Raw genomic sequence first — 22204 nt, forward strand, 5'->3', positions numbered from 1 at the left:
CGGGGGACCGGGGCGCGCTACAGTCCCCCGCAGACCTACGTTACTGATCGGTAAACCGGTAAGGGGACGACACATGCGGCTCGGCATCAATCTCGGTTACTGGGGTGCGGGCATGGACGCCGACAACCTCGCCGTCGCCCAGGAGGCCGACCGCCTCGGGTACGACGTCTGCTGGGCGGCCGAGGCCTACGGATCCGACGCGGCCACGGTGCTGGCCTGGGTCGCGGCCCAGACCGAGCGGATCGATGTCGGCTCGGCCATCTTCCAGATCCCGGCCCGCCAGCCGGCCATGACGGCCATGACCGCCGCCACCCTGGACTCGCTCACCAAGGGCCGCTTCCGCCTCGGCCTCGGCGTCTCCGGACCGCAGGTCTCCGAGGGCTGGTACGGCGTGAAGTTCGACAAGCCGCTCGCCCGGACCCGCGAGTACGTCGAGATCGTCCGCAAGGCCATGAGCCGCGAGCGGCTCTCGTACGAGGGTCAGCACTGGACCCTTCCGCTGCCCGGCGGCCCCGGCAAGCCGATCAAGCTCACCGTGCACCCGGAGCGCGAGCACATCCCGCTCTACATCGCCGCCATCGGGCCGAAGAACCTGGAGCAGACCGGCGAGATCGCCGACGGCGCCCTGCTGATCTTCCCGGCGGCCGAGCACCTGGAGGAGACCGCGCTGCGGCACATCCGCGCGGGCCGCGAGAAGGCCGGCCTGACGATGGACGGCTTCGACGTCTGCCCGACCGTGCCCCTGGCCATCGGTGAGGACGTGAACGCCCTGGCGGACATGTTCCGCCCGTACACCGCCCTGTACGTCGGCGGCATGGGCAGCCCGAAGCAGAACTTCTACAACCAGCTGGCCCAGCGCATGGGCTACGAGAAGGAAGCCGCCGAGATCCAGGAGAAGTACCTCGGCGGCGACAAGACGGGCGCGGCCGCCGCAGTGCCGCACTCGCTGATCGACTCGACCACCCTGCTGGGCTCGGTGGAGCGGATCGCGGACGGGATGCGGGCCTACGCGGAGGCCGGGGTCACGACGCTGACGCTGGCCCCGGCCGGATTCACCCTGGACGAGCGGCTCACGGCCCTGCGCGCCGGCACGGAAGCCCTGGAACTGGCGGGCCTCGCCTGAAGACGCCTGAAGACGCGCGAAGGCGGAGGGCCCTGAAGCCTGCGGCCGTGGTGGGGGCTCGGGGGGTCTTCCCCGCCACGGCCGACACAGCCAACAACGCGTGCGGCGGTCCCGGGGTTACGCCCTGGGGCCGCCGCCTTCGTTTCGTTCATTCGGCCGAGTCGCGCGACGTATCGGTTGCCTGACCGGCACATCCCCATTTGACTCGGTACATGCTCTCTGCCCGCAGCCTGTTCCAGGAGATCGTCGACCACGACGACTCCTTCCAGCTGTTCTGCTCCATCGCCGCCAGCGGGGAGTCACAGGGCGGCTGGGAGAACGCCCGGATCGCCGCCCTCGTCCCGCCCGGGATGCGCGATCTCGCGCCCAAGATCACCCGGCACGGCGCCGACGAGGACAAGCACGGCCGGATCTTCCAGGCCCTGCTCCGCAAGCGCGGCCTGCCCGCCGTGCCCGTCCCGCCCGAGACCGACTACACGATGCTGCTGGAGCGGCGCGGCATCGGCCTCGCGCACGACAAGCTGCGCCGCGACGAACCGCTGACCGAGGAGGACATCGTCGTCTACCTCGCGCACAGCCGGGTCACCGAACAGCGCGCCGCCGACCAGATGGTCATGCTGGTCAAGTGCTTCGGGGACCACCCCGAACTCGGCAGGGCCATCCGCATGATCAGCCACGACGAGGACAACCACCTCGCCTACTGCCACGAGGAACTCCTGCGCCTGGCCCGCCGGGGCCACGGCCGGACCATCCACCGGACCCTGCGCACCAGCGCGCTCGCCGAGATCGGCGTCTACCGGGACGTGAGCCTCGCCGTCATGGCCCACATGGGGCGGCTGCTGGACTGGCCCGCGCCCAAGGCAGCCGCGCTCGCCGCCGGCATCCGCGCGATGCACGCGTACGAGCGCTTCAGCGGCTGGCACCGCATGGTCGCCCTGCGCACGCCCGAACGGCGCGACGCGCTGGGCGGCGCACCGGTCACCACCCCCGAATTCGCCTGACCGCCGTCCGGGCCCGCCCGGGCCGCCCGTCCGGACCGGGCGGCGCTACAGCCAGCCGCGGCGCTTGAACATCCGGTGCAGACCGAGGCACAGGCCCGCCATGACCACCAGCACCGCCGGGTAGCCCCAACTCTGCCGCAGCTCCCACATGTGGTCGAAGTTCATCCCGTAGATCCCGGCGACCATCGTCGGTACGGCCGCCATCGCCGCCCAGGCGGAGATCTTGCGCATGTCGTCGTTCTGCCGGACGCCCATCTGCGCCAGATGCGCCGCCAGGGCGTCCGACAGCAGCCGGTCCAGGCCCTCGATGTACTCGTTCGCCTTGGTCAGGTGGTCGGCGACATCGCGGAAGAACGGCTGGGCGTGCTCGTGCACGAACGGCACGCTCCCGAAGGCCAGCCGGTCCATCGGCTGGAGCAGCGGACTGGTCGAGCGGCGGAACTCCAGCACCTGCCGCTTGAAGCCGTAGATCCGGGCGGCGGTGTTCTTCGTGTCCGTGGCGTTCGGGGCGAAGACGTCCGCCTCCAGCTCCTCCAGGTCCGCCTGGAGCTCGGCGGCCACCTCGATGTAGTGGTCCACCACCGCGTCGGACACCGCGTACAGCACCGCCGTCGGGCCGTGCTTGAGCACGTCGGGCTCCTGCTCCAGCCGGCGGCGTACGGCGGCCAGCGCGGCCCCCTCGCCGTGCCGCACCGTGACCACGAACGAGTCCCCGATGAAGACCATCAGCTCGCCCGCGCTCACCGTGTCCGTGGCCTCGTCGTACTCCACCGGCTTGAGGACGACGAAGAGCGAGTCGTCGTACACCTCCAGCTTCGGCCGCTGGTGCGCGCTCAGCGCGTCCTCCACCGCCAGCGGATGCAGCCCGAACTCCGCACTGACGTGCTCGAATTCCTTCTCCGTCGGTTCGTGCATGCCGACCCAGACGAACGCGTCCCCGGAGGCCCGCGCCTCGTCCAGGGCATCGGAGAAGTCCTCCGGAGCCTCGGAGCGGCGGCCGTCCCGGTACATCGCGCAGTCGACAATCACGCGGGGCATTCTTCCCTGCCCACGCCCCGCCCGCACACCAGGGGCACGGCATAGGGTGGCTCCATGGCCACGCTGATCCTCGTACGACACGGGCGGTCCACCGCCAACACCGCAGGCTTGCTCGCCGGATGGACCCCGGGAGTGGCCCTCGACGAACGCGGCGCCGAACAGGCCGCCGCGCTGCCCGGACGGCTCGCCGGCGTCCCCATCGCCACAGCCGTCAGCAGCCCCCTCCAGCGCTGCCAGGAGACCCTGGCCCCGCTGCTCGCGGCCCGGCCCGGGCTGACGCTGCACACCGACGACCGGATCGGGGAGTGCCACTACGGCGACTGGTCCGGCCGCAAACTCTCCGAACTCTCCGACGAACCACTGATGAAGATCGTCCAGCAGCACCCCTCGGCCGCCGCCTTCCCCGGCGGCGAGTCCATGCGCGCCATGCAGGCCCGCGCCGTGGACGCCGTACGCGAGTGGGACGCGCGGGTGGAGGAAGAGCACGGCAGCGACGCCGTCTTCCTCATGTGCTCGCACGGGGACATCATCAAGTCCCTTGTCGCTGACGCCCTCGGGATGCACCTCGACCTCTTCCAGCGCGTCCACGTCGACCCGTGCTCGGTCACCGCGATCCGCTACACCCCGACCCGGCCGTTCCTGTTCCGGCTCGGCGACACCGGCGACTTCGGCTCGCTCATCCCCCGCAAATCCCCCGAGGCCCCCGAAGACCCCGAAGCCGGTGGGAACGCCGTCGTGGGCGGCGGCGCGGGCGCGGCCTGATCGAACGGCGCAGTAGGGTGGACGGGCCAACACAAGTGCACAGCACCGCCCCTCACCCCGCTGCCGAGACTTGGAGACTGGACGTGCCCCGTCAGGTGTTCCTTTACGACCCGCCGGACCGCTTCGTGGCCGGTACGGTCGGTCTGCCTGGACGCCGTACGTTCTTCCTGCAGGCCTCCGCGGGCCCCCGGGTCACCAGCGTCTCCCTGGAGAAGACGCAGGTCGCGGCGCTGGCCGAGCGGATGGACGAGCTGCTGGACGAGGTCGTACGGCGCACCGGCGGCAACGCGCCCGTGCCCGTAGTCGCCTCCACCGAGGCCGCCGACACCGCACCCCTCGACGTCCCGGTCGAGGAGGAGTTCCGCGTCGGCACCATGGCGCTCGCCTGGGACGGCGAGGAGCAGCGGATGATCGTCGAGGCCCAGGCTCTCGTCGAACTCGACGCCGACTCGGACGAGGATCTAGCCGAGGCGGAGGAACGCCTGCTCCAGGACGAGGAGAACGGCCCGCCGATGCTCCGCGTGCGCCTCTCCGGAGCCCAGGCCCGGGCCTTCGCCAAGCGGGCCCTGGACGTGGTCAACGCCGGCCGGCCGCCGTGCCCGCTGTGCAGCCTGCCACTCGACCCCGAAGGACACGTGTGTCCCCGCCAGAACGGCTACCGGCGCCAGGCGTGACCGCCGTGACCCCGATCGAAGAGCTGCTCACACGGGGTGAGCTCACCGTCCGCGGCCGGATCGCCGAGGCCTCCAACGCCGTGCTGCTCTGCACGGTGACGCACGAGGGCGAGAGCGCCGACTGCGTCTACAAGCCGGTCAAGGGCGAGCGGCCGCTGTGGGACTTCCCCGACGGCAACCTCGCCCAGCGCGAACGCGCCGCCTACCTGGTCTCCGAGGCCACGGGCTGGGGGCTCGTACCCGCCACGGTGCTGCGCGACGGCCCGTACGGAGAGGGCATGGTCCAGCACTGGATCGACGCCGGAGAATCGCCGGAGGCCGAGCTGCTCGCGCTCGTCGAGGGCGAGGAGGCGGGGGAGGGCTGGAAGCCGGTCGCCTTCGCCGAGGTCGGGGAGGGCCGCACCGCCCTGCTCGTCCACGCCGACGACCCCAGGCTGCGCCGGCTCGCCGTCCTCGACACCGTGATCAACAACGGCGACCGCAAGGGCGGCCACCTGCTGCCCGCCCCCGACGGGCGGCTCTACGGCATCGACCACGGGGTGACCTTCCACACCGAGGACAAGCTGCGCACCCTGCTCTGGGGGTGGGCGGGGGAGCCGCTGACGGACGAGGCCCGGTCGGTCCTCGCCTCCCTGGCGGCCCAGCTGGCCGACGGAGGCCCGCTCGCCACCCGGCTGGCCGATCTGATCACGGCCGCGGAGCTGGACGCCGTACGGGGCCGTGTGGCCCTCCTGCTGCGCACCGGGACGCACCCGAAGCCGTCCGGGCAGTGGCCCGCGATCCCCTGGCCGCCGGTCTGAGCCGGGCGGGGCGGGGCAGCCGCGCACGCACAGAACCGGCCGGACCGCAAGAGCGCTGATCAAGCCAACAGTGCAGGTCCGGTTCGTTTCCGGAACACCCGTCCGGTTAGTCTCGATGCATGCATGCCTGGCCCGCTTCTGAGGTCCCCGCCCTTCCTGGCAAGGGCCGCGACCTCCAGATCCACGACACCGCGACCCAGGGGACGATCACCCTCGACCCCGGTCCCGTCGCCCGTATCTACGTCTGCGGCATCACTCCGTACGACGCGACCCACATCGGTCACGCGGCGACCTACAACGCGTTCGACCTCGTCCAGCGCGTGTGGCTCGACAACAAGCGGCAGGTCCACTACGTCCAGAACGTCACGGACGTGGACGACCCGCTGCTGCAGCGGGCGCTGCGTGACGGCGAGGACTGGACCGAGCTCGCCGAGCGGGAGACGGCTCTCTTCCGCGAGGACATGACCGCCCTGCGCATGCTCCCGCCGCGGCACTACATCGGCGCCGTCGAGGCCATACCCGGCATCGTGCCGCTGGTCGAGCGGCTGCGGGAGGCGGGCGCCGCCTACGACCTGGACGGCGACACCTACTTCTCGGTGGAGTCCGACGCCCACTTCGGGCAGGTCTCCAACCTGGACGCCGAGGCCATGCGGCTGCTGTCCGCCGAGCGCGGCGGCGACCCCGAGCGCCCCGGCAAGAAGAACCCGCTCGACCCGATGCTGTGGATGGCCGCCCGCCCGGGCGAGCCGAGCTGGGACGGCGGCTCGCTGGGCCGCGGCCGGCCGGGCTGGCACATCGAGTGCGTGGCCATCGCCCTGGACCACCTGGGCATGGGCTTCGACATCCAGGGCGGCGGCTCCGACCTGGCCTTCCCGCACCACGAGATGGGTGCCTCGCACGCGCAGGTGCTGACGGGCGAGTTCCCGATGGCCAAGGCGTACGTCCACGCGGGCATGGTCGCGCTGCACGGCGAGAAGATGTCGAAGTCCAAGGGCAACCTGGTCTTCGTCTCCGCGCTGCGCCGCTCCGGCGTGGACCCGGCCGCGATCCGGCTGGCGCTGCTGGCGCACCACTACCGGGCCGACTGGGAGTGGACGGACGAGGTGCTCAGCGAGGCGGTCGCCCGCCTGGAGCGCTGGCGCGCGGCCGTCTCCCGCCCGGACGGCATCGCGGCGGACACGCTGGTCGAGGAGGTCCGCGAGGCTCTGGCGAACGACCTGGACGCCCCGGCGGCCCTGGCCGCCGTGGACCGCTGGGTCGAACTCCAGATCGCCACGGACGGCGACGACGAGTCGGCCCCGGGCCTGGTCTCGCGCACCGTGGACGCCCTGCTGGGCGTGGCCCTGTAGGCACCCCCGCCGAACGACCGGTGCCCCCGACCCTGCCGGGTCGGGGGCACCGGTCGTTCCCGCCCGGGGCGGGGGAACGCCTACGCCTCGGGGGACTCGCCCTCGTCCGGCGCGTCCGCGGGCGGCTCCTCGGCCGGTCCGGGCCCCGCCTCCGGCTCGGGCTTCCGCTTCGGCGGACGCGTCAGGCCGCTGGAGGTGTCCCGCAGGTACGAGCCGTCCGCCGGGTCGGTGGCGGTCGGACCGGCCGACGGGTCCCGGCGCCGCAGGTACCGCTCGAACTCCCGGGCGATCGCGTCCCCCGAGGCCTCCGGCAGGTCCGCGGTGTCCCGGGCCTCCTCCAGCGTCTGGACGTACTCCGCCACCTCGCTGTCCTCGGCGGCCAGTTGGTCCACGCCCAGCTGCCAGGCCCGCGCGTCCTCCGGCAGTTCGCCCAGCGGGATCCGGATGTCGATCAGGTCCTCCAGCCGGTTGAGGAGGGCCAGCGTGGCCTTGGGGTTGGGCGGCTGGGAGACGTAGTGGGGGACCGCCGCCCACAGCGAAACCGCCGGGACGCCCGCGTGCGTACAGGCCTCCTGGAGCACGCCCACGATCCCGGTCGGGCCCTCGTACTTCGTCTCCTCCAGGTCCATCGTCCGCGCCAGGTCGGCGTCCGAGGTGACACCGCTCACCGGCACCGGCCGGGTGTGCGGGGTGTCCCCGAGGAGGGCGCCCAGGATGACCACCATCTCCACGCCCAGTTCATGGGCGAAGCCCAGGATCTCGTTGCAGAACGACCGCCAGCGCATGGACGGTTCGATGCCCCGCACCAGCACCAGGTCGCGCGGCTTCGCGCCGCCGATCCGCACCACGGACAGCCGGGTCGTCGGCCATGTGATCTTCCTGACCCCGTTGTCCAGCCACACCGTCGGCCGGTTGACCTGGAAGTCGTAGTAGTCCTCGGCGTCCAGAGCCGCGAAGACCTCGCCCTTCCACTCCCGGTCCAGGTGCGTCACCGCACCGGAGGCGGCGTCACCCGCGTCGTTCCAGCCCTCGAACGCGGCCACCATGACCGGGTCGATCAGCTCGGGCACGCCCTCAAGCTCGATCACCCAGGTCTCCTTCCGAAGTTCCCTTGCGTACGTGGGTCAGCCTAAGCCTTGATACGACACCAACCACAGCCCACGACAGAGGGGCGGTTCCCCTCGGAACCGCCCCTCTGCCCACCCGCCGAGGCAGCTATGCCTTGCGGGCCAGCATCTCCTCCACGCGGGTGCGCACGGAGTCGTCGTCCAGGCCGCGGACCGTCACCGTCGTACGGCGGCGCAGCACGTCGTCGACCGTCTCGGCCCACTCGTTGTCACGGGCGTAGGCGACCTGCGCCCAGATCTCCGGACCGTCCGGGTGGATGCGCTCGGCGAGCGCCGGGTCCTCGTTCGCGAGGCGCGCGATGTCGAAGGCCAGCGAGCCGTAGTGCGAGGCGAGGTGGCGGGCGGTCAGCGGGTCCATCCGCGTACCGGGCTCCCGGTCCACCAGCAGCCGGTGCGCCACCGCGTTCGGGTTGGCGACGCCGGGCAGCGCGATCCGGCGCACCAGGGACTTCACCGGCTCCATGTCCTCGGTCAGCGGGCTGCCCGGGAGCTTCGCCAGCTTGTCCATCACCACGCGGCCGATGTGGCGGTACGTGGTCCACTTGCCGCCGGCCACCGACAGCATGCCGCCCGCGCCCTCGGAGACCACCGTCTCGCGCTTGGCCTTCTCGACCCCGCCGGGGCCGCCGGGCAGCACCCGCAGGCCCGCGAAGGCGTAGGTCATCAGGGAGCGGTCGAGGTCCGCGTCCTTCACCGAGAACGCCGCCTCGTCCAGGATCTGCTGGATGTCGGCCTCGGTGGCGCGCACGTCCGCCGGATCGCCCTCGTACACCTCGTCGGTGGTGCCCAGGAGCAGCTGGTCCTCCCACGGCAGGGCGAAAGTGATGCGGTACTTGTCGATCGGGGTGGCCATGGCGGCCTTCCACGGCGACTTGCGCTTCATCACGATGTGCGCGCCCTTGGACAGGCGGATCGACGGCATCGAGTGCTTGTCTTCCATGCGCCGCAGGTGGTCCACCCACGGGCCGGTGGCGTTGAGCACGACGCGCGCGTCGACCCCGAACTCGGTGCCGTCGAGACGGTCCTTGAGCTCGGCGCCGGAGACCCGGCCGCGCGTCGTGCGCAGACCGGTGACCTCGGCGTGGTTCAGGACGACCGCGCCCGACTCGACGGCCGCGCGGACCGTCATGACGGCCACGCGGGAGTCGTTCATCTGGTGGTCGTAGTAGACGGCGACGGCCTTGAGGTTGTCCGTCTTCAGACCCGGGTTGTCGGCGGCGGCACGGGCGGGGGAGATGACCTTGCCCATGCCGTCGCCGAAGGCGGAGAGCGCCGAGTACGCGAACACGCCCGCGCCCAGCTTCGCGGCGCCGACCGGACCGCCCTTGTACACCGGGAGGTAGAACGTGAGCGGGTTGACCAGGTGCGGGGCCACGTCCTTGGCCAGCACCCGGCGCTCGTGGTGGTTCTCGGCGACCAGCTTGACCGCACCGGTCTGCAGGTAGCGCAGGCCGCCGTGGACGAGCTTGGAGGAGGCGGAGGAGGTGGCGCCGGCGAAGTCGCCGGCGTCCACCATGGCGACCCGCAGACCCGACTGCGCGGCGTGCCAGGCCACCGAGGTGCCCAGGATTCCACCGCCGATGACCAGCAGGTCGTACGTGGCCTTCGCCAGCTGCTCACGGGTCTCGGCGCGGCTCGCGTTCGAACCGGCGGTCGGGTGCGTGCCCAGTGCGGGAACGCTCTGCGGGCTGCTCATATCGATTGACTCCTACTTGCTCGTCGATTGCGCCGGCCGTGCGGTCAGCTGGCGTCTTCGTCGTCGACCCAGCCCATGGACCGCTCCACGGCCTTGAGCCAGCTCTTGTACTCGCGGTCCCGCTGCTCGGCGGGCATCCGCGGGGTCCACTCCGCCGCGCGGCGCCAGTTGGCGCGCAGGGCGTCGGTGTCGGGCCAGAAGCCGACGGCCAGGCCGGCGGCGTAGGCGGCGCCGAGGCAGGTGGTCTCGGCGACCATCGGGCGCACCACGGGGGCGTCCAGGAAGTCCGAGAGCGTCTGCATCAGCAGGTTGTTGGAGGTCATGCCGCCGTCGACCTTGAGGGCCGCGAGCTCGACGCCCGAGTCCTTGGTCATGGCGTCGGTGATCTCGCGGGTCTGCCAGGCGGTGGCCTCCAGGACGGCACGGGCGATGTGCGCCTTGGTGACGTACCGGGTGAGGCCGGCGATCACACCGCGGGCGTCGGAGCGCCAGTACGGGGCGAACAGACCGGAGAAGGCGGGCACGAAGTAGGCGCCGCCGTTGTCCTCGACGGAGGAGGCGAGGGTCTCGATCTCGGCCGCGGACTTGATCAGGCCCATCTGGTCGCGCATCCACTGGACGAGCGAGCCGGTGACGGCGATGGAGCCCTCCAGCGCGTAGACCGGCTTCTGGTCGCCGATCTGGTAGCCGACCGTGGTCAGCAGGCCGCTGTAGGAGTTGATGATCTTGTCGCCGGTGTTCATCAGCATGAACGTGCCGGTGCCGTACGTGGACTTCGCCTCGCCCTCGGCGAAACAGGTCTGGCCGAACAGCGCGGCCTGCTGGTCACCGAGCGCCGAGGCGACCGGGACGCCGGCGAGGACGCCGTCCTTGACGTGGCCGTAGACCTCGGCGGAGGACTTGATCTCGGGGAGCACGTTGAGCGGGACGCCCATCGACTCCGCGATGCGCTCGTCCCAGGCCAGCTCGTGCAGGTTCATCAGCATGGTGCGCGAGGCGTTGGTGACGTCGGTGACGTGCACACCGCCCTGGGCGCCGCCCGTGAGGTTCCAGATGACCCACGAGTCCATGGTGCCGAAGAGGATGTCGCCGGCCTCGGCGCGCTCGCGCAGGCCCTCGACGTTGTCGAGCAGCCAGCGGACCTTGGGGCCGGCGAAGTACGACGCGAGGGGCAGGCCCGTCTCGCGGCGGAAGCGGTCCTGGCCGACGTTGCGGCCGAGCTCCTTGCAGAGGGCGTCGGTGCGGGTGTCCTGCCAGACCAGCGCGTTGTGCACCGGCTCGCCGGTGTTCTTGTCCCACAGGACGGTGGTCTCGCGCTGGTTGGTGATGCCGACGGCCTTGACGTCGGCCGAGGTGATCTCGGCCTTGGCGATGGCCCCGGCGACGACCTCCTGGACGTTGGTCCAGATCTCGGTGGCGTCGTGCTCGACCCAGCCCGGCTTCGGGAAGATCTGCTCGTGCTCCTTCTGGTCGACGGCGACGATGCGGCCGTCGCGGTCGAAGACGATGCAGCGGGAGGAGGTGGTGCCCTGGTCGATCGCGGCGATGAAGGGGCCGGTGCTGCTGGTCATGGTGGCTGCTCCTGGCAGGTCTCTAAGTAGGCGGAATCAGGTGGGCGGTGCGGATCTTGCGATACGTGCCGATGCTGATCAGGCGAACGCGATGTTGTACAGACCACCGGCAGCGGCGGCACCGACGAGCGGGCCGACGACCGGGATCCAGGAGTATGCCCAGTCCGAGCCGCCCTTGTTGGGAAGCGGCAGCAGGGCGTGCACGATGCGCGGGCCGAGGTCGCGGACCGGGTTGATGGCGTAGCCGGTCGGACCGCCCAGCGAGAGGCCGATGCCGACGACCACGAAGGAGGTGATCAGGACGCCGATGACGCCGAGACCCTTGCCGTCGTCCTGGAGGCCCTGGGTGAGGATCGCCAGGACCAGGACGGCGGTGCCGATTATCTCGGTCGCGAGGTTCTGGACGGTGTTGCGGATCTCCGGACCGGTGGAGAAGATCCCGAGCACCGGACCCGCCACGTCGTGCGGGTGCGGGTCCTCCGGGCCGAGCTTGGCGTCCCGGATGTGCTCCGGGTCCGACAGGTGCACCCGGAACTGGCCGTAGTAGGTGATCCACATCAGGACCGCGCCGAGCATGGCGCCGAGCAGCTGGCCGGCGAAGTAGACCGGGACGTTGCTCCAGTCCCCGTCCTTGACCGCGAGGCCGACGGTGACCGCGGGGTTGAGGTGGGCGCCGGAGAGCGGCGCGGAGACGTAGGCGGCGATCAGTACGGCGAAACCCCAGCCGAAGGTGATCGCGAGCCAGCCCGCGTTGCGGGCCTTGGAGCTCTTCAGCGTGACGGCGGCGCAGACGCCACCACCGAGCAGTGTGAGCAGGGCGGTACCGATGGTCTCGCCGATGAAGATGTCGGAGCTGGACACCCGCGACTCCTTTGTCTTACGTCCAGGGGTGGGCGGACACCGGGTCCCTCCGGTGGTCCACGCACTCGGTGAGTGCTGCACCGGTCCTTGGCCTCGTCACACCCTAACGCGTATTGCCGGTAGGTGTTCGACAATGCCGACCGATGAACGGCAGTTTTCCGCCCAGGTGAAGAACGCGTCAAGGGTTGACCAGGTCAAAGAGTCGGATCGTTACCACTAGGTGCGATCAACCAAATCCAGCCATCCGATGGTCGGAACATGGCGGAATACACCGGGATGCCGCCCCGAATCGACCGGGATGCGGTCAAAGCAAGGTCAGAACCGGCCCGCGCCAAGGTCGCGCGAAACCGACCGGGCGCAGTCCCGGACCGAGGCGACCAGGGCCGCACGGGGCTCACCGGACTCACCGCAGACCCGTTCCACGGCTCCCGCGACGGCCACCGCGCCCACCGGCATCCGGCGCCGGTCGTGGATCGGCGCCGCCACCGAGGCGATGCCCTCCCAGGTCTCCTCCACGTCGCAGGCCCAGCCCCGGGCCCGGGTCAGGTCCAGGATCTCCTCGAAGCCGACGGGGTCCGTGACGGTGCGGGGCGTGAACGCCTCCCGCTCCACCTCCACGGCCTCGGTGTGCGCGACCGGGTCGTACGCGGACAGCACCTTGCCCAGGGCCGTGGAGTGCAGCGGCTGCATCGCCCCCACCTCCAGCACCTGACGGCTGTCGTCCGGCCGGAACACGTGGTGCATGATCAGCACCCCGCTCTTGTGGAGCACGCCCACGTACACGCTCTCCCCGCTCGCCCGGGCCAGGTCGTCCGTCCACACCAGGGCGCGGGCGCGCAGCTCGTGCACGTCCAGGTAGCTGTTGCCCAGGCGCAGCAGCTCCGCGCCGAGCTGGTAGCGGCCCGAGGCCGGATCCTGCTCGACGAAGCCCTCGGCCTGCAGGGTGCGCAGGATCCCGTGCGCCGTCCCCTTGGCCAGGCCCAGGGACGTGGCCACGTCCGACAGTCCCAGCCGGCGTTCGCCGCCCGCCAGGAGCCGCAGCATCGCAGCGGCTCGTTCGAGCGACTGGATGTTCCGTGCCATCGCGCAGCCTCCTGCTGACGTAGTTCGACAATGCTGAACACTATCGGTCGATGTCGACCTTGTGCATGCGGTGGGGAAGACTTCAGGCCAGCGTCGATCAGGACACCCCCGCCGGACCCCCGCGCACAGAATGCAGTCCGCCACGTGGGACGACCCCACCGGGGTTGCTGCCACGCGGTTACCCTGACCGCGTGCACCCTTGACACAGGGGGGGTGCAAAGCCGACAGCCGTCGCATCCCAGGGAGCTCAGCCATGGCCTCGTTGCCTAACCCGCCCGCAGACACCCAGACCCGGGCCGATGCCCTCCGAGAGGCGCTCGCCACCCGAGTGGTCGTCGCCGACGGAGCCATGGGAACGATGCTCCAGGCGCAGGACCCCAGCCTCGAGGACTTCCAGCAGCTCGAAGGCTGCAACGAGGTCCTGAACGTCACGCGCCCCGACATCGTGCGCAACGTGCACCAGGAGTACTTCGCCGCCGGCGTCGACTGCGTCGAGACGAACACCTTCGGCGCGAACTTCGCGGCCCTCGCCGAGTACGACATCGCCGAGCGCAACCACGAGCTCTCGGAGTCCGGCGCCCGCATCGCCCGCGAGGTCGCCGACGAGTTCACCGCCGCCACCGGACAGCAGCGCTGGGTCCTGGGCTCCATGGGCCCCGGCACCAAGCTTCCCACGCTCGGCCACATCGACTACGCGACCATCCGCGACGCCTACCAGATCAACGCCGAGGGCCTGATCACCGGCGGCGCCGACGCCCTCCTCGTCGAGACCACCCAGGACCTCCTCCAGACCAAGTCCTCCATCATCGGGGCCCGCCGCGCCATGGAGGCGCTCGGCGTCTCCGTCCCGCTGATCTGCTCCGTGACCGTGGAGACCACCGGCACGATGCTGCTCGGCTCGGAGATCGGCGCCGCGCTGACCGCGCTGGAGCCCCTGGGCATCGACATGATCGGCCTCAACTGCGCCACCGGCCCCGCCGAGATGAGCGAGCACCTGCGCTACCTGGCGCGCAACTCCCGCATCCCGCTCTCCTGCATGCCCAACGCCGGCCTGCCGGTCCTGGGCAAGAACGGCGCGCACTACCCGCTCTCCGCGAGCGAGCTGGCCGACGCCCAGGAGACCTTCGTCCGCGAATACGGCCTCTCCCTCGTCGGCGGCTGCTGCGGCACCACGCCCGAGCACCTGCGCCAGGTCGTCGAGCGGGTCCGCGCGCTCAGCCCGGTCGCCCGCGACCCGCGCCCCGAGCCCGGCGCGTCCTCCCTCTACCAGACGGTGCCGTTCCGCCAGGACACCTCGTACATGGCGATCGGCGAGCGCACCAACGCCAACGGTTCGAAGAAGTTCCGCGAGGCCATGCTGGAGGCCCGCTGGGACGACTGCGTGGAGATGGCACGCGACCAGATCCGCGAGGGCGCGCACATGCTCGACCTGTGCGTCGACTACGTCGGCCGCGACGGCGTCGCGGACATGAAGGAGCTCGCGGGCCGCTTCGCCACGGCCTCCACCCTGCCGATCGTCCTGGACTCCACCGAGGTTCCCGTCATCCAGGCCGGCCTGGAGAAGCTCGGCGGCCGCGCCGTCATCAACTCCGTGAACTACGAGGACGGTGACGGCCCGGAGTCCCGCTTCGCGAAGGTCACCCGGCTGGCCCAGGAGCACGGCGCCGCGCTGATCGCGCTGACCATCGACGAGGAGGGCCAGGCCCGTTCCGTCGAGCACAAGGTCGCCATCGCGCAGCGCCTGATCGAGGACCTGACGGGGAACTGGGGGATCCAGGAGTCGGACATCCTCATCGACACCCTCACCTTCACGATCTGCACCGGCCAGGAGGAGTCCCGCAAGGACGGCATCGCCACCATCGAGGCGATCCGCGAGCTGAAGCGCCGCCACCCGGCCGTCCAGACCACCCTCGGCCTGTCCAACATCTCCTTCGGCCTCAACCCGGCCGCCCGCGTCCTGCTGAACTCCGTCTTCCTCGACGAGTGCGTCAAGGCAGGCCTGGACTCCGCGATCGTCCACGCCTCGAAGATCCTGCCCATCGCCCGGTTCGACGACGAGCAGGTGGGCACCGCCCTCGACCTGATCTACGACCGGCGCGCCGAGGGGTACGACCCGCTCCAGAAGCTCATGGCCCTCTTCGAGGGCGTCAACACCAAGTCCCTCAAGGCGGGCCGCGCCGAGGAGCTCATGGCGCTCCCGCTGGACGAGCGGCTCCAGCGCCGCATCATCGACGGCGAGAAGAACGGCCTGGACGCCGACCTGGACGAGGCCCTCCAGAGCCGCCCCGCCCTCGACATCGTCAACGACACCCTGCTGGAAGGCATGAAGGTCGTCGGCGAGCTCTTCGGCTCCGGCCAGATGCAGCTGCCCTTCGTGCTCCAGTCCGCCGAGGTCATGAAGACCGCCGTGGCCTACCTCGAACCGCACATGGAGAAGACCGACGACGAGGGCAAGGGCACCATCGTGCTCGCCACCGTCCGCGGCGACGTCCACGACATCGGCAAGAACCTGGTCGACATCATCCTGACCAACAACGGCTACAACGTCGTCAACATCGGCATCAAGCAGCCGGTCTCCGCGATCCTCGAAGCCGCGCAGGAGCACAAGGCCGACGTCATCGGCATGTCCGGCCTGCTCGTGAAGTCCACCGTGATCATGAAGGAGAACCTGGAGGAGCTCAACCAGCGCAAGCTGGCCGCCGACTACCCGGTGATCCTCGGCGGCGCCGCCCTCACCAGGGCGTACGTCGAGCAGGACCTCCACGAGATCTACGAGGGCGAGGTCCGCTACGCCCGCGACGCCTTCGAGGGCCTGCGCCTGATGGACGCCCTCATCGCCGTCAAGCGCGGGGTCCCCGGCGCCAGCCTGCCCGAGCTCAAGCAGCGCCGCGTCGCCAAGCGCGACACGCCCGCCCTCCAGGCGGACGAGCCGGAGGAGCCGGGCGGCCGCTCCGACGTCTCCGTCGACAACCCGGTCCCCACCCCGCCGTTCTGGGGCACCCGGGTGGTCAAGGGCATCCCGCTCAAGGACTACGCGTCCTGGCTCGACGAGGGCGCCCTGTTCAAGGGCCAGTGGGGCCTCAAGCAGGCGCGCGCCGGCGGGGCCACGTACGAGGAGCTCGTGGAGTCCGAGGGCCGGCCGCGGCTGCGCGGCCTCCTGGACAAGCTGCACACCGAGAACCTCCTGGAGGCGGCGGTCGTCTACGGGTACTTCCCCTGCGTCTCCAAGGGCGAGGACCTGATCATCCTCGACGAGGCGGGCAACGAGCGGACCCGCTTCACCTTCCCGCGCCAGCGCCGCGGCCGCCGCCTGTGCCTCGCGGACTTCTTCCGCCCGGAGGAGTCCGGCGAGACCGACGTCGTCGGCCTCCAGGTCGTCACCGTCGGCTCGAAGATCGGCGAGGCCACCGCCAAGCTGTTCGAGTCCGACTCCTACCGCGAGTACCTGGAGCTGCACGGCCTGTCCGTCCAGCTCGCCGAGGCCATGGCCGAGTACTGGCACGCCCGGGTCCGAGCCGAGCTCGGCTTCGGCGGGGAGGACCCGGCCAAGGTCGAGGACATGTTCGACCTCAAGTACCGGGGCGCCCGCTTCTCCCTGGGCTACGGCGCCTGCCCCGACCTGGAGGACCGCGCCAAGATCGCGGACCTCCTCCAGCCGGAGCGGATCGGCGTCCACCTCTCGGAGGAGTTCCAGCTCCACCCGGAGCAGTCCACCGACGCGATCGTGATTCACCACCCCGAAGCGAAGTATTTCAACGCACGCTGAGGCGGGCCGACGTACACTTGTCGGTCCCATACAGGCCGGTCGCCTGTCTCCCCGGGCACGCCCGTGGGGAAGAGGTGACCGGCCTTCTCGTCCCCTCCGAGAGGCGTGCGCATGACCAGCACCGTTCCCGCCCCCGTCGCCCGTACGGCCGACGGCTCCGCACTGCAGGCGGTGCTGCTGGACATGGACGGCACCCTCGTCGACACGGAGGGCTTCTGGTGGGAGATCGAGGCGGAGATCTTCAGCGAGCTGGGCCACGTACTCCAGGACACCTGGCGCGACATCGTCGTCGGCGGCCCGATGAGCCGCAGCGCCTCCTTCCTGATCGAGGCCACCGGCGCGGCGATCGGCCTCACCGAGCTCAGCGTGCTGCTCAACGAGCGCTTCGAGGCGAGGATCGCCGACCAGGTGCCCATGATGCCCGGCGCCGAACGGCTGCTGTCCGAGCTGGCCCGGCACAACGTGCCCACCGCCCTGGTGTCCGCCTCGCACCGCCGGGTCATCGACCAGGTGCTGCTCACCCTCGGCCGCGACCGCTTCACCATGACCGTCGCCGGTGACGAGGTGCCCCGGACCAAGCCGCACCCCGACCCGTACCTGCTGGCCGCCCGGGCCCTGGGCGCGCACCCCTCGCGCTGCGCGGTCATCGAGGACACCGCCACCGGGGTCGCCGCGGCCGAGGCGGCCGGCTGCCGGGTCGTGGCCATCCCCTCCGTCGGGGTGATCGAGCCGGCCCCGGGCCGGACCATCGTCCGCTCGCTGGAGGACGTGGACCTTTCGTTCCTGCGCTCCCTCATCACTCCGATGAACTGATCGCATACGCTGCGTGCCGAACGGAACGAGGGTGTGACCCAGGTCCCACAAGAGGATCTCTCGCCCTCCGCCCCGGAGGCCGAAATTCCATCCCCTGTCGGGGCAGTTGTGCCGGGTGACCTTGGTCACCCGCCAAGCCCCCGCGGGGCGCCCGAGAGCCCCGCGGGGGCTTCCCTTGTGTCCGGATTGATCAGCTCCTGACCCCTTCTGCGGAGACTCCCGCAGATGCGGTCAGTCCGCGCCCATCACCGTCCGATTACGCCCCAACTCCTGCCAGTTCCAGCCATCCCGTCCCAGGCCACTAATGTCGATCCGGGCACTGCGCCGCACCTCAGCCGTACCGGACACACACCCCTGTGCCGGTACCGCGTGGACCGATCGTCACACCACCGGCCCGATCGTTCCGCCCTGAACGGGCGACGCCGCGAAGTGCCCTCTACGCCGCTTTGAGCAAGTGCCGGGTTGAGGGAGTACTTCCAGCATGAACCGCAAGACCATGGTGCTGACGGCCGCCGCAGGCCTGCTCGCCCCCGCGCTGTCCGCATGCGGCAGCGCGACCGGCGGAGGAGCAGGGACCGGAGCGATCGTCGTCGGGACCACCGACCGGTTCGAGGCCGCCGACTACGCCCCCGCCCCCTTCGACCCCGCCTACGCCTACGACGCCGGCGCCTGGAACGTACTGCGCCAGACCGTCCAGACGCTGATGCACACCCCGCGCGGCGGCGGACAGCCCGTCCCCGAAGCGGCCTCCGACTGCCGCTTCACCGACACCGGCAACGAGAGCTACCGCTGCACCCTGCGGCCGGGTCTGAAGTTCGCCAGCGGAGACCCGCTCACCGCCAAGGACGTCAAGTTCTCCATCGACCGCGTCCTCGCCATCAAGGACGAGAACGGCCCCTCCTCGCTGCTCTCCACCCTCGACACCGTCGAGGTCAAGGGCGCCGACACCGTCGTCTTCCACCTGAAGACCGCCGACGCGACCTTCCCGTACAAGCTCTCCACCCCCGCCGCGGGCATCGTCAGCGAGAAGAACTACGACGCCAAGAAGCTCCGCACCGGCTTCGCCGTCGACGGCTCCGGCCCGTACACGATGAAGGCCGAGGTCAAGGGCAACCAGCTCGTCCGCGCCGTCTTCAGCAAGAACCCGAACTACAAGGGCGACATCAAGCTGCAGAACGACAAGGTCGAACTGCGCACCTTCGCCGACTCCGCGGGCATGAGCAAGGCACTGGCCGACGGCTCCGTCCAGATGGTCTCCCGCACCCTGTCGCCGGCCCAGATCACCGAGCTGTCCGCGAAGCCCCCCAAGGGCGTCAAGCTCGTCCCCCTGCCCGGCCTGGAGATCCGCTACCTCGGCTTCAACACCGAGGCCCCGGTCGTCAAGGACAAGGCCGTGCGCCAGGCCCTCGCCGCAGCGGTCGACCGCAACCAGCTCATCGCCAAGGTCTACGGGAAGGCCGCCCAGCCCCTGTACTCGCTGGTCCCCACCACCGTGACCGGCCACGTCAACTCGTTCTTCAACAAGTACGGCGAGGCCAACACCCCCAAGGCCGCCGACATCCTGAAGGCCGCCGGCATCAAGACCCCGGTCAAGCTGACCCTGAACTACACCGCCGACCACTACGGCGACGGCACGGCCGCCGAGTTCGAGGCGCTCAAGACCCAGCTGAACTCCACCCAGCTGTTCGACATCACCGTCCAGGGCAACGAGTGGTCCGACTTCCGGCCGGCCCAGAAGAAGGGCGACTACGCCGCCTACGGGCTCGGCTGGTTCCCCGACTACCCGGACGCCGACAACTTCCTCGCCCCGTTCCTGGAGCAGGACAACTTCCTGGGCACGCCGTACGCCAACGCCGCCGTACGCACCCGGCTCATCCCCGAATCCCGGCGCGCGGTCGACCGCAACGTCGCCGCCCCCGCGATCGCGGAGATGCAGGAAATCGTCGCCGAGGACGTGCCCGTCCTGCCCCTGTGGCAGGGCAAGCAGTACGTCGCCGCACGCGACGGCATCACCGGAGTGGAGTGGTCGGTCAACGCCATCTCCGACCTCCAGTTGTGGGAACTCGGCCGGGGCGTCAGCGGCTGAGCAAGGCAGGAACCGGCAGCGGGTGTCGCAGGCCGGCGCAACGAAACAGTTCGACTGTGAAGGACGTTCGCGTGATGAGACGTAACCAGTGGCTGGCAGCCCCGCTCGGCGCCGCCACCGCCGCCGCGCTGCTCAGTGGTTGCGGTGCGCAGGATGGCTCCGCCGCCGGAAACGGCAAGGGCGTGGTCATGGGCATATCCGACAAGGTCAAGGCCACCGACCCCGCCTCCGGCTACGACCCGGGCTCCTGGCTGCTCTTCAACAACGTCTTCCAGTCCCTGCTGACCTTCCCCAAGGGCGGCACCACACCGGAGCCCGACGCCGCGCAGAGCTGCAACTTCGAAGGCGGCGACAGCAAGGTCTACAAGTGCGTCCTGCGCGGCGGGCTGAAGTTCAGCAACGGCCACAGCCTCACCTCCAAGGACGTCAAGTACTCCTTCGAGCGCACGCTGAAGATCAATGACGAGAACGGCCCGGCCGTCATGCTCGCCTCGATCGCCGGCATCGACGCCCCCGACGAGAAGACCGTCATCTTCCGGCTGAAGAACTCCGACGCCACCTTCCCCAGCAAGATCGCAGCGGGCGCGGGCTCCATCGTCGACCACACCGAGTACCCGGCCGACAAGCTCCGCACCGACGGCAAGGCCTTCGGCTCCGGCGTCTACAAGCTGGACTCGATCAGCGACAAGGCCGCCAACTTCTCGGTCAACGAGTCCTACAGCGGCAAGGCCAAGCCGAAGAACACCGGCGTGACCATGAAGTTCTTCAACGAGGACCAGGCCGCCCTCAAGAAGGTCCTCGAAAGCGGCGACGTCGACTTCGCCTTCCGCGGCCTCGCCGCCAAGGACATCGCCGGCCTCGCCGGAAACACCGGCGACCAGAAGGTGGAAGTCGTCCAGGGCACCGGAGCCGAGGTCGAGCACCTCGTCTTCAACATGAACGACCCGGTCGCCGGCAAGCTCCCCATCCGCAAGGCGATCGCCTTCCTCATCGACCGCGAAGCGCTCGTCAAGGAGGTCTACGACGGCACGGCGACCCCGCTGTACTCGATCGTCCCGGCCGGCATCGCCTCGCACAACACCGCCTTCTTCGACCGCTACGGCGGCAGCCCCCAGCTGGAGAAGGCCAAGGCCGTCCTGCGCGCGGCCAACATCAAGGACAAGGTGAAGATCACCCTGTACTCGACGCCCACGCGCTACGGCCCCTCCACCGACCAGCAGTTCCAGCTCATCGCCAAGCAGCTCAACGACAGCGGCCTCTTCGAGGCCGACGTCAAGTCGATCGAGTTCGCGCAGTACGAGAAGGACATCCAGGACGGCAAGTACGGCGTCTACGTGAAGGGCTGGGTGCCCGACTACCCGGACGCCGACAACTTCACGCAGCCGTTCTTCGGCCCGGACAACGTGCTGCACAACAACTACGACAACAAGGAGATCAGCGGGACCATCATCCCGGCGACCTCCGCGAAGTCCGACCGCACCGCGGCCAACACCGACTTCACCCGCCTCCAGGACATCGTCGCCGACGAGGTCCCGATCCTCCCGCTCTGGCAGGGCAAGCAGTACGCCGTCACCCGCCCGAACGTGACCGGCCTCCAGTGGTCGCTGGACGCCTCCACGGTCTTCCGCTTCTGGGAGATCGCCAAGGGCTAGAGACCGCCCCGCACCAACGCCGACGGCCCCCCACCCGCACGGGTGGGGGGCCGTCGGCGTCGTCGGCGGCTACTGCCCGGCGCCCGGGCGCACCAGCCCGCTCTCGTACGCGTACACGGCGGCCTGCACCCGGTCACGCAGCCCCAGCTTCGTCAGCACATGACCCACGTGCGTCTTCACCGTGGTCTCGCTCACGAACAGGTCCGCCGCGATCTCCGCGTTCGACAGACCCCGGGCCACCAGCTTCAGCACCTCGACCTCGCGCTCGGTCAGCGTGCCCAGCGTGTCCGGGACGTTCTCCTCGCCCGACGGCAGATGCCCCGCGTACTTGTCCAGCAGCCGCCGCGTGATGCTCGGCGCCAGCATCGCCTCGCCCCCCGCGACCACCCGGATCGCCTGCACCAGCTCATTGGCGGGCGCGTCCTTCAGCAGGAACCCGCTCGCCCCCGCCCGCAGCGCCTCCACCACGTACTCGTCCAGGTCGAAGGTGGTCAGTACGAGCACCTTCGCCGGACCGTCCCGCCCCGGGCCGGTGATCTGGCGGGTCGCCTCCACCCCGTCCATCCGCGGCATCCGGATGTCCATCAGCACCACGTCCGGCTGCAACGCCCGCACCTGGTCCAGCGCCTGCAGACCGTCCCCGGCCTCACCGACCACCGCCAGGTCCTGCTCGGCCTCCAGGATCATCCGGAAGCCGGTGCGCAGCAGCGGTTGGTCATCCACCAGCAGTACGCGGATCGCCACGGGGTCTACCTCGAATTCGTACGACGGCCTCGACGGACGCCGCCCATTCTGCCCTGAC

Annotated in this window: 17 protein-coding genes; 10 read left to right on the forward strand and 7 right to left on the reverse strand. The window is 70.3% G+C overall.

Annotation, left to right across the window (positions count from 1 at the left end; translation table 11 throughout):
- Nucleotides 1-73: 73 nt before the first annotated feature.
- Both ACZ4TG_RS31405 and ACZ4TG_RS31410 read left to right on the forward strand, forming a co-directional pair.
- A complete protein-coding gene (locus tag ACZ4TG_RS31405) occupies nucleotides 74-1123 on the forward strand; it encodes an LLM class F420-dependent oxidoreductase (RefSeq protein WP_468169255.1) in 1050 nt (349 codons plus the stop codon).
- A 212-nt stretch (nucleotides 1124-1335) separates the two neighbouring features.
- Nucleotides 1336-2124, forward strand: a complete 789-nt coding sequence (locus tag ACZ4TG_RS31410) for a ferritin-like domain-containing protein (protein ID WP_468169258.1) — start codon at nucleotides 1336-1338, stop codon at nucleotides 2122-2124.
- Between the two features lie 45 nt (nucleotides 2125-2169).
- On the opposite strand, the gene ACZ4TG_RS31415 is transcribed toward ACZ4TG_RS31410, so the two are convergent.
- Nucleotides 2170-3162, reverse strand: coding sequence for a magnesium and cobalt transport protein CorA (locus tag ACZ4TG_RS31415; RefSeq protein WP_468169260.1), 993 nt, complete (start codon nucleotides 3160-3162; stop codon nucleotides 2170-2172).
- 54 nt (nucleotides 3163-3216) lie between these two features.
- Between ACZ4TG_RS31415 and ACZ4TG_RS31420 the strand changes: the two genes are divergently transcribed.
- The 4 genes from ACZ4TG_RS31420 (at nucleotide 3217) to mshC (ending at nucleotide 6747) form a co-directional block, all read left to right on the forward strand.
- Nucleotides 3217-3924, forward strand: a complete 708-nt coding sequence (locus ACZ4TG_RS31420) for a histidine phosphatase family protein (RefSeq protein ID WP_468169263.1) — start codon at nucleotides 3217-3219, stop codon at nucleotides 3922-3924.
- A gap of 83 nt (nucleotides 3925-4007) precedes the next feature.
- Nucleotides 4008-4598 (forward strand): DUF3090 domain-containing protein, encoded by a 591-nt coding sequence (locus ACZ4TG_RS31425; RefSeq protein WP_468169266.1) that lies wholly within the window; start codon nucleotides 4008-4010, stop codon nucleotides 4596-4598.
- A 5-nt stretch (nucleotides 4599-4603) separates the two neighbouring features.
- A complete protein-coding gene (locus tag ACZ4TG_RS31430) occupies nucleotides 4604-5398 on the forward strand; it encodes an SCO1664 family protein (protein WP_468169269.1) in 795 nt (264 codons plus the stop codon).
- A gap of 119 nt (nucleotides 5399-5517) precedes the next feature.
- A complete protein-coding gene (gene mshC / locus ACZ4TG_RS31435; protein WP_468169272.1) occupies nucleotides 5518-6747 on the forward strand; it encodes a cysteine--1-D-myo-inosityl 2-amino-2-deoxy-alpha-D-glucopyranoside ligase in 1230 nt (409 codons plus the stop codon).
- Nucleotides 6748-6827: 80 nt separating this feature from the next.
- On the opposite strand, the gene ACZ4TG_RS31440 is transcribed toward mshC, so the two are convergent.
- From ACZ4TG_RS31440 to ACZ4TG_RS31460, 5 genes are all read right to left on the reverse strand, one after another.
- Nucleotides 6828-7835, reverse strand: a complete 1008-nt coding sequence (locus ACZ4TG_RS31440; RefSeq protein ID WP_468169275.1) for a PAC2 family protein — start codon at nucleotides 7833-7835, stop codon at nucleotides 6828-6830.
- A 127-nt stretch (nucleotides 7836-7962) separates the two neighbouring features.
- Nucleotides 7963-9570, reverse strand: coding sequence for a glycerol-3-phosphate dehydrogenase/oxidase (locus tag ACZ4TG_RS31445; protein ID WP_468169278.1), 1608 nt, complete (start codon nucleotides 9568-9570; stop codon nucleotides 7963-7965).
- A gap of 44 nt (nucleotides 9571-9614) precedes the next feature.
- A complete protein-coding gene (glpK, locus tag ACZ4TG_RS31450; protein WP_468169281.1) occupies nucleotides 9615-11141 on the reverse strand; it encodes a glycerol kinase GlpK in 1527 nt (508 codons plus the stop codon).
- A gap of 78 nt (nucleotides 11142-11219) precedes the next feature.
- Nucleotides 11220-12002: an MIP/aquaporin family protein gene (locus ACZ4TG_RS31455; protein ID WP_468169284.1), complete on the reverse strand. Its 783-nt coding sequence runs from the start codon at nucleotides 12000-12002 to the stop codon at nucleotides 11220-11222.
- 315 nt (nucleotides 12003-12317) lie between these two features.
- The gene (locus tag ACZ4TG_RS31460) at nucleotides 12318-13085 is read right to left on the reverse strand and encodes an IclR family transcriptional regulator (RefSeq protein WP_468169287.1); all 768 of its coding nucleotides are present in this window, start codon (nucleotides 13083-13085) and stop codon (nucleotides 12318-12320) included.
- 253 nt (nucleotides 13086-13338) lie between these two features.
- Between ACZ4TG_RS31460 and metH the strand changes: the two genes are divergently transcribed.
- The 4 genes from metH to ACZ4TG_RS31480 all read left to right on the forward strand — a co-directional run bounded on the left by metH (nucleotide 13339) and on the right by ACZ4TG_RS31480 (nucleotide 21402).
- Nucleotides 13339-16851, forward strand: a complete 3513-nt coding sequence (gene metH / locus ACZ4TG_RS31465) for a methionine synthase (protein WP_468169290.1) — start codon at nucleotides 13339-13341, stop codon at nucleotides 16849-16851.
- A gap of 111 nt (nucleotides 16852-16962) precedes the next feature.
- Entirely contained in the window at nucleotides 16963-17664 is a 702-nt protein-coding gene (locus ACZ4TG_RS31470) for an HAD family hydrolase (RefSeq protein WP_468169293.1), read from the forward strand.
- Nucleotides 17665-18145: 481 nt separating this feature from the next.
- A complete protein-coding gene (locus ACZ4TG_RS31475) occupies nucleotides 18146-19750 on the forward strand; it encodes an ABC transporter substrate-binding protein (RefSeq protein WP_468169296.1) in 1605 nt (534 codons plus the stop codon).
- A gap of 74 nt (nucleotides 19751-19824) precedes the next feature.
- The gene (locus tag ACZ4TG_RS31480; RefSeq protein WP_468169299.1) at nucleotides 19825-21402 is read left to right on the forward strand and encodes an ABC transporter substrate-binding protein; all 1578 of its coding nucleotides are present in this window, start codon (nucleotides 19825-19827) and stop codon (nucleotides 21400-21402) included.
- A gap of 69 nt (nucleotides 21403-21471) precedes the next feature.
- Here ACZ4TG_RS31480 and ACZ4TG_RS31485 read toward each other — a convergent pair whose 3' ends face one another.
- Nucleotides 21472-22146: a response regulator gene (locus ACZ4TG_RS31485; RefSeq protein WP_468169302.1), complete on the reverse strand. Its 675-nt coding sequence runs from the start codon at nucleotides 22144-22146 to the stop codon at nucleotides 21472-21474.
- Between the last annotated feature and the right edge of the window lie 58 nt (nucleotides 22147-22204).

Source organism: Streptomyces sp. NPDC028314, from assembly GCF_055565795.1.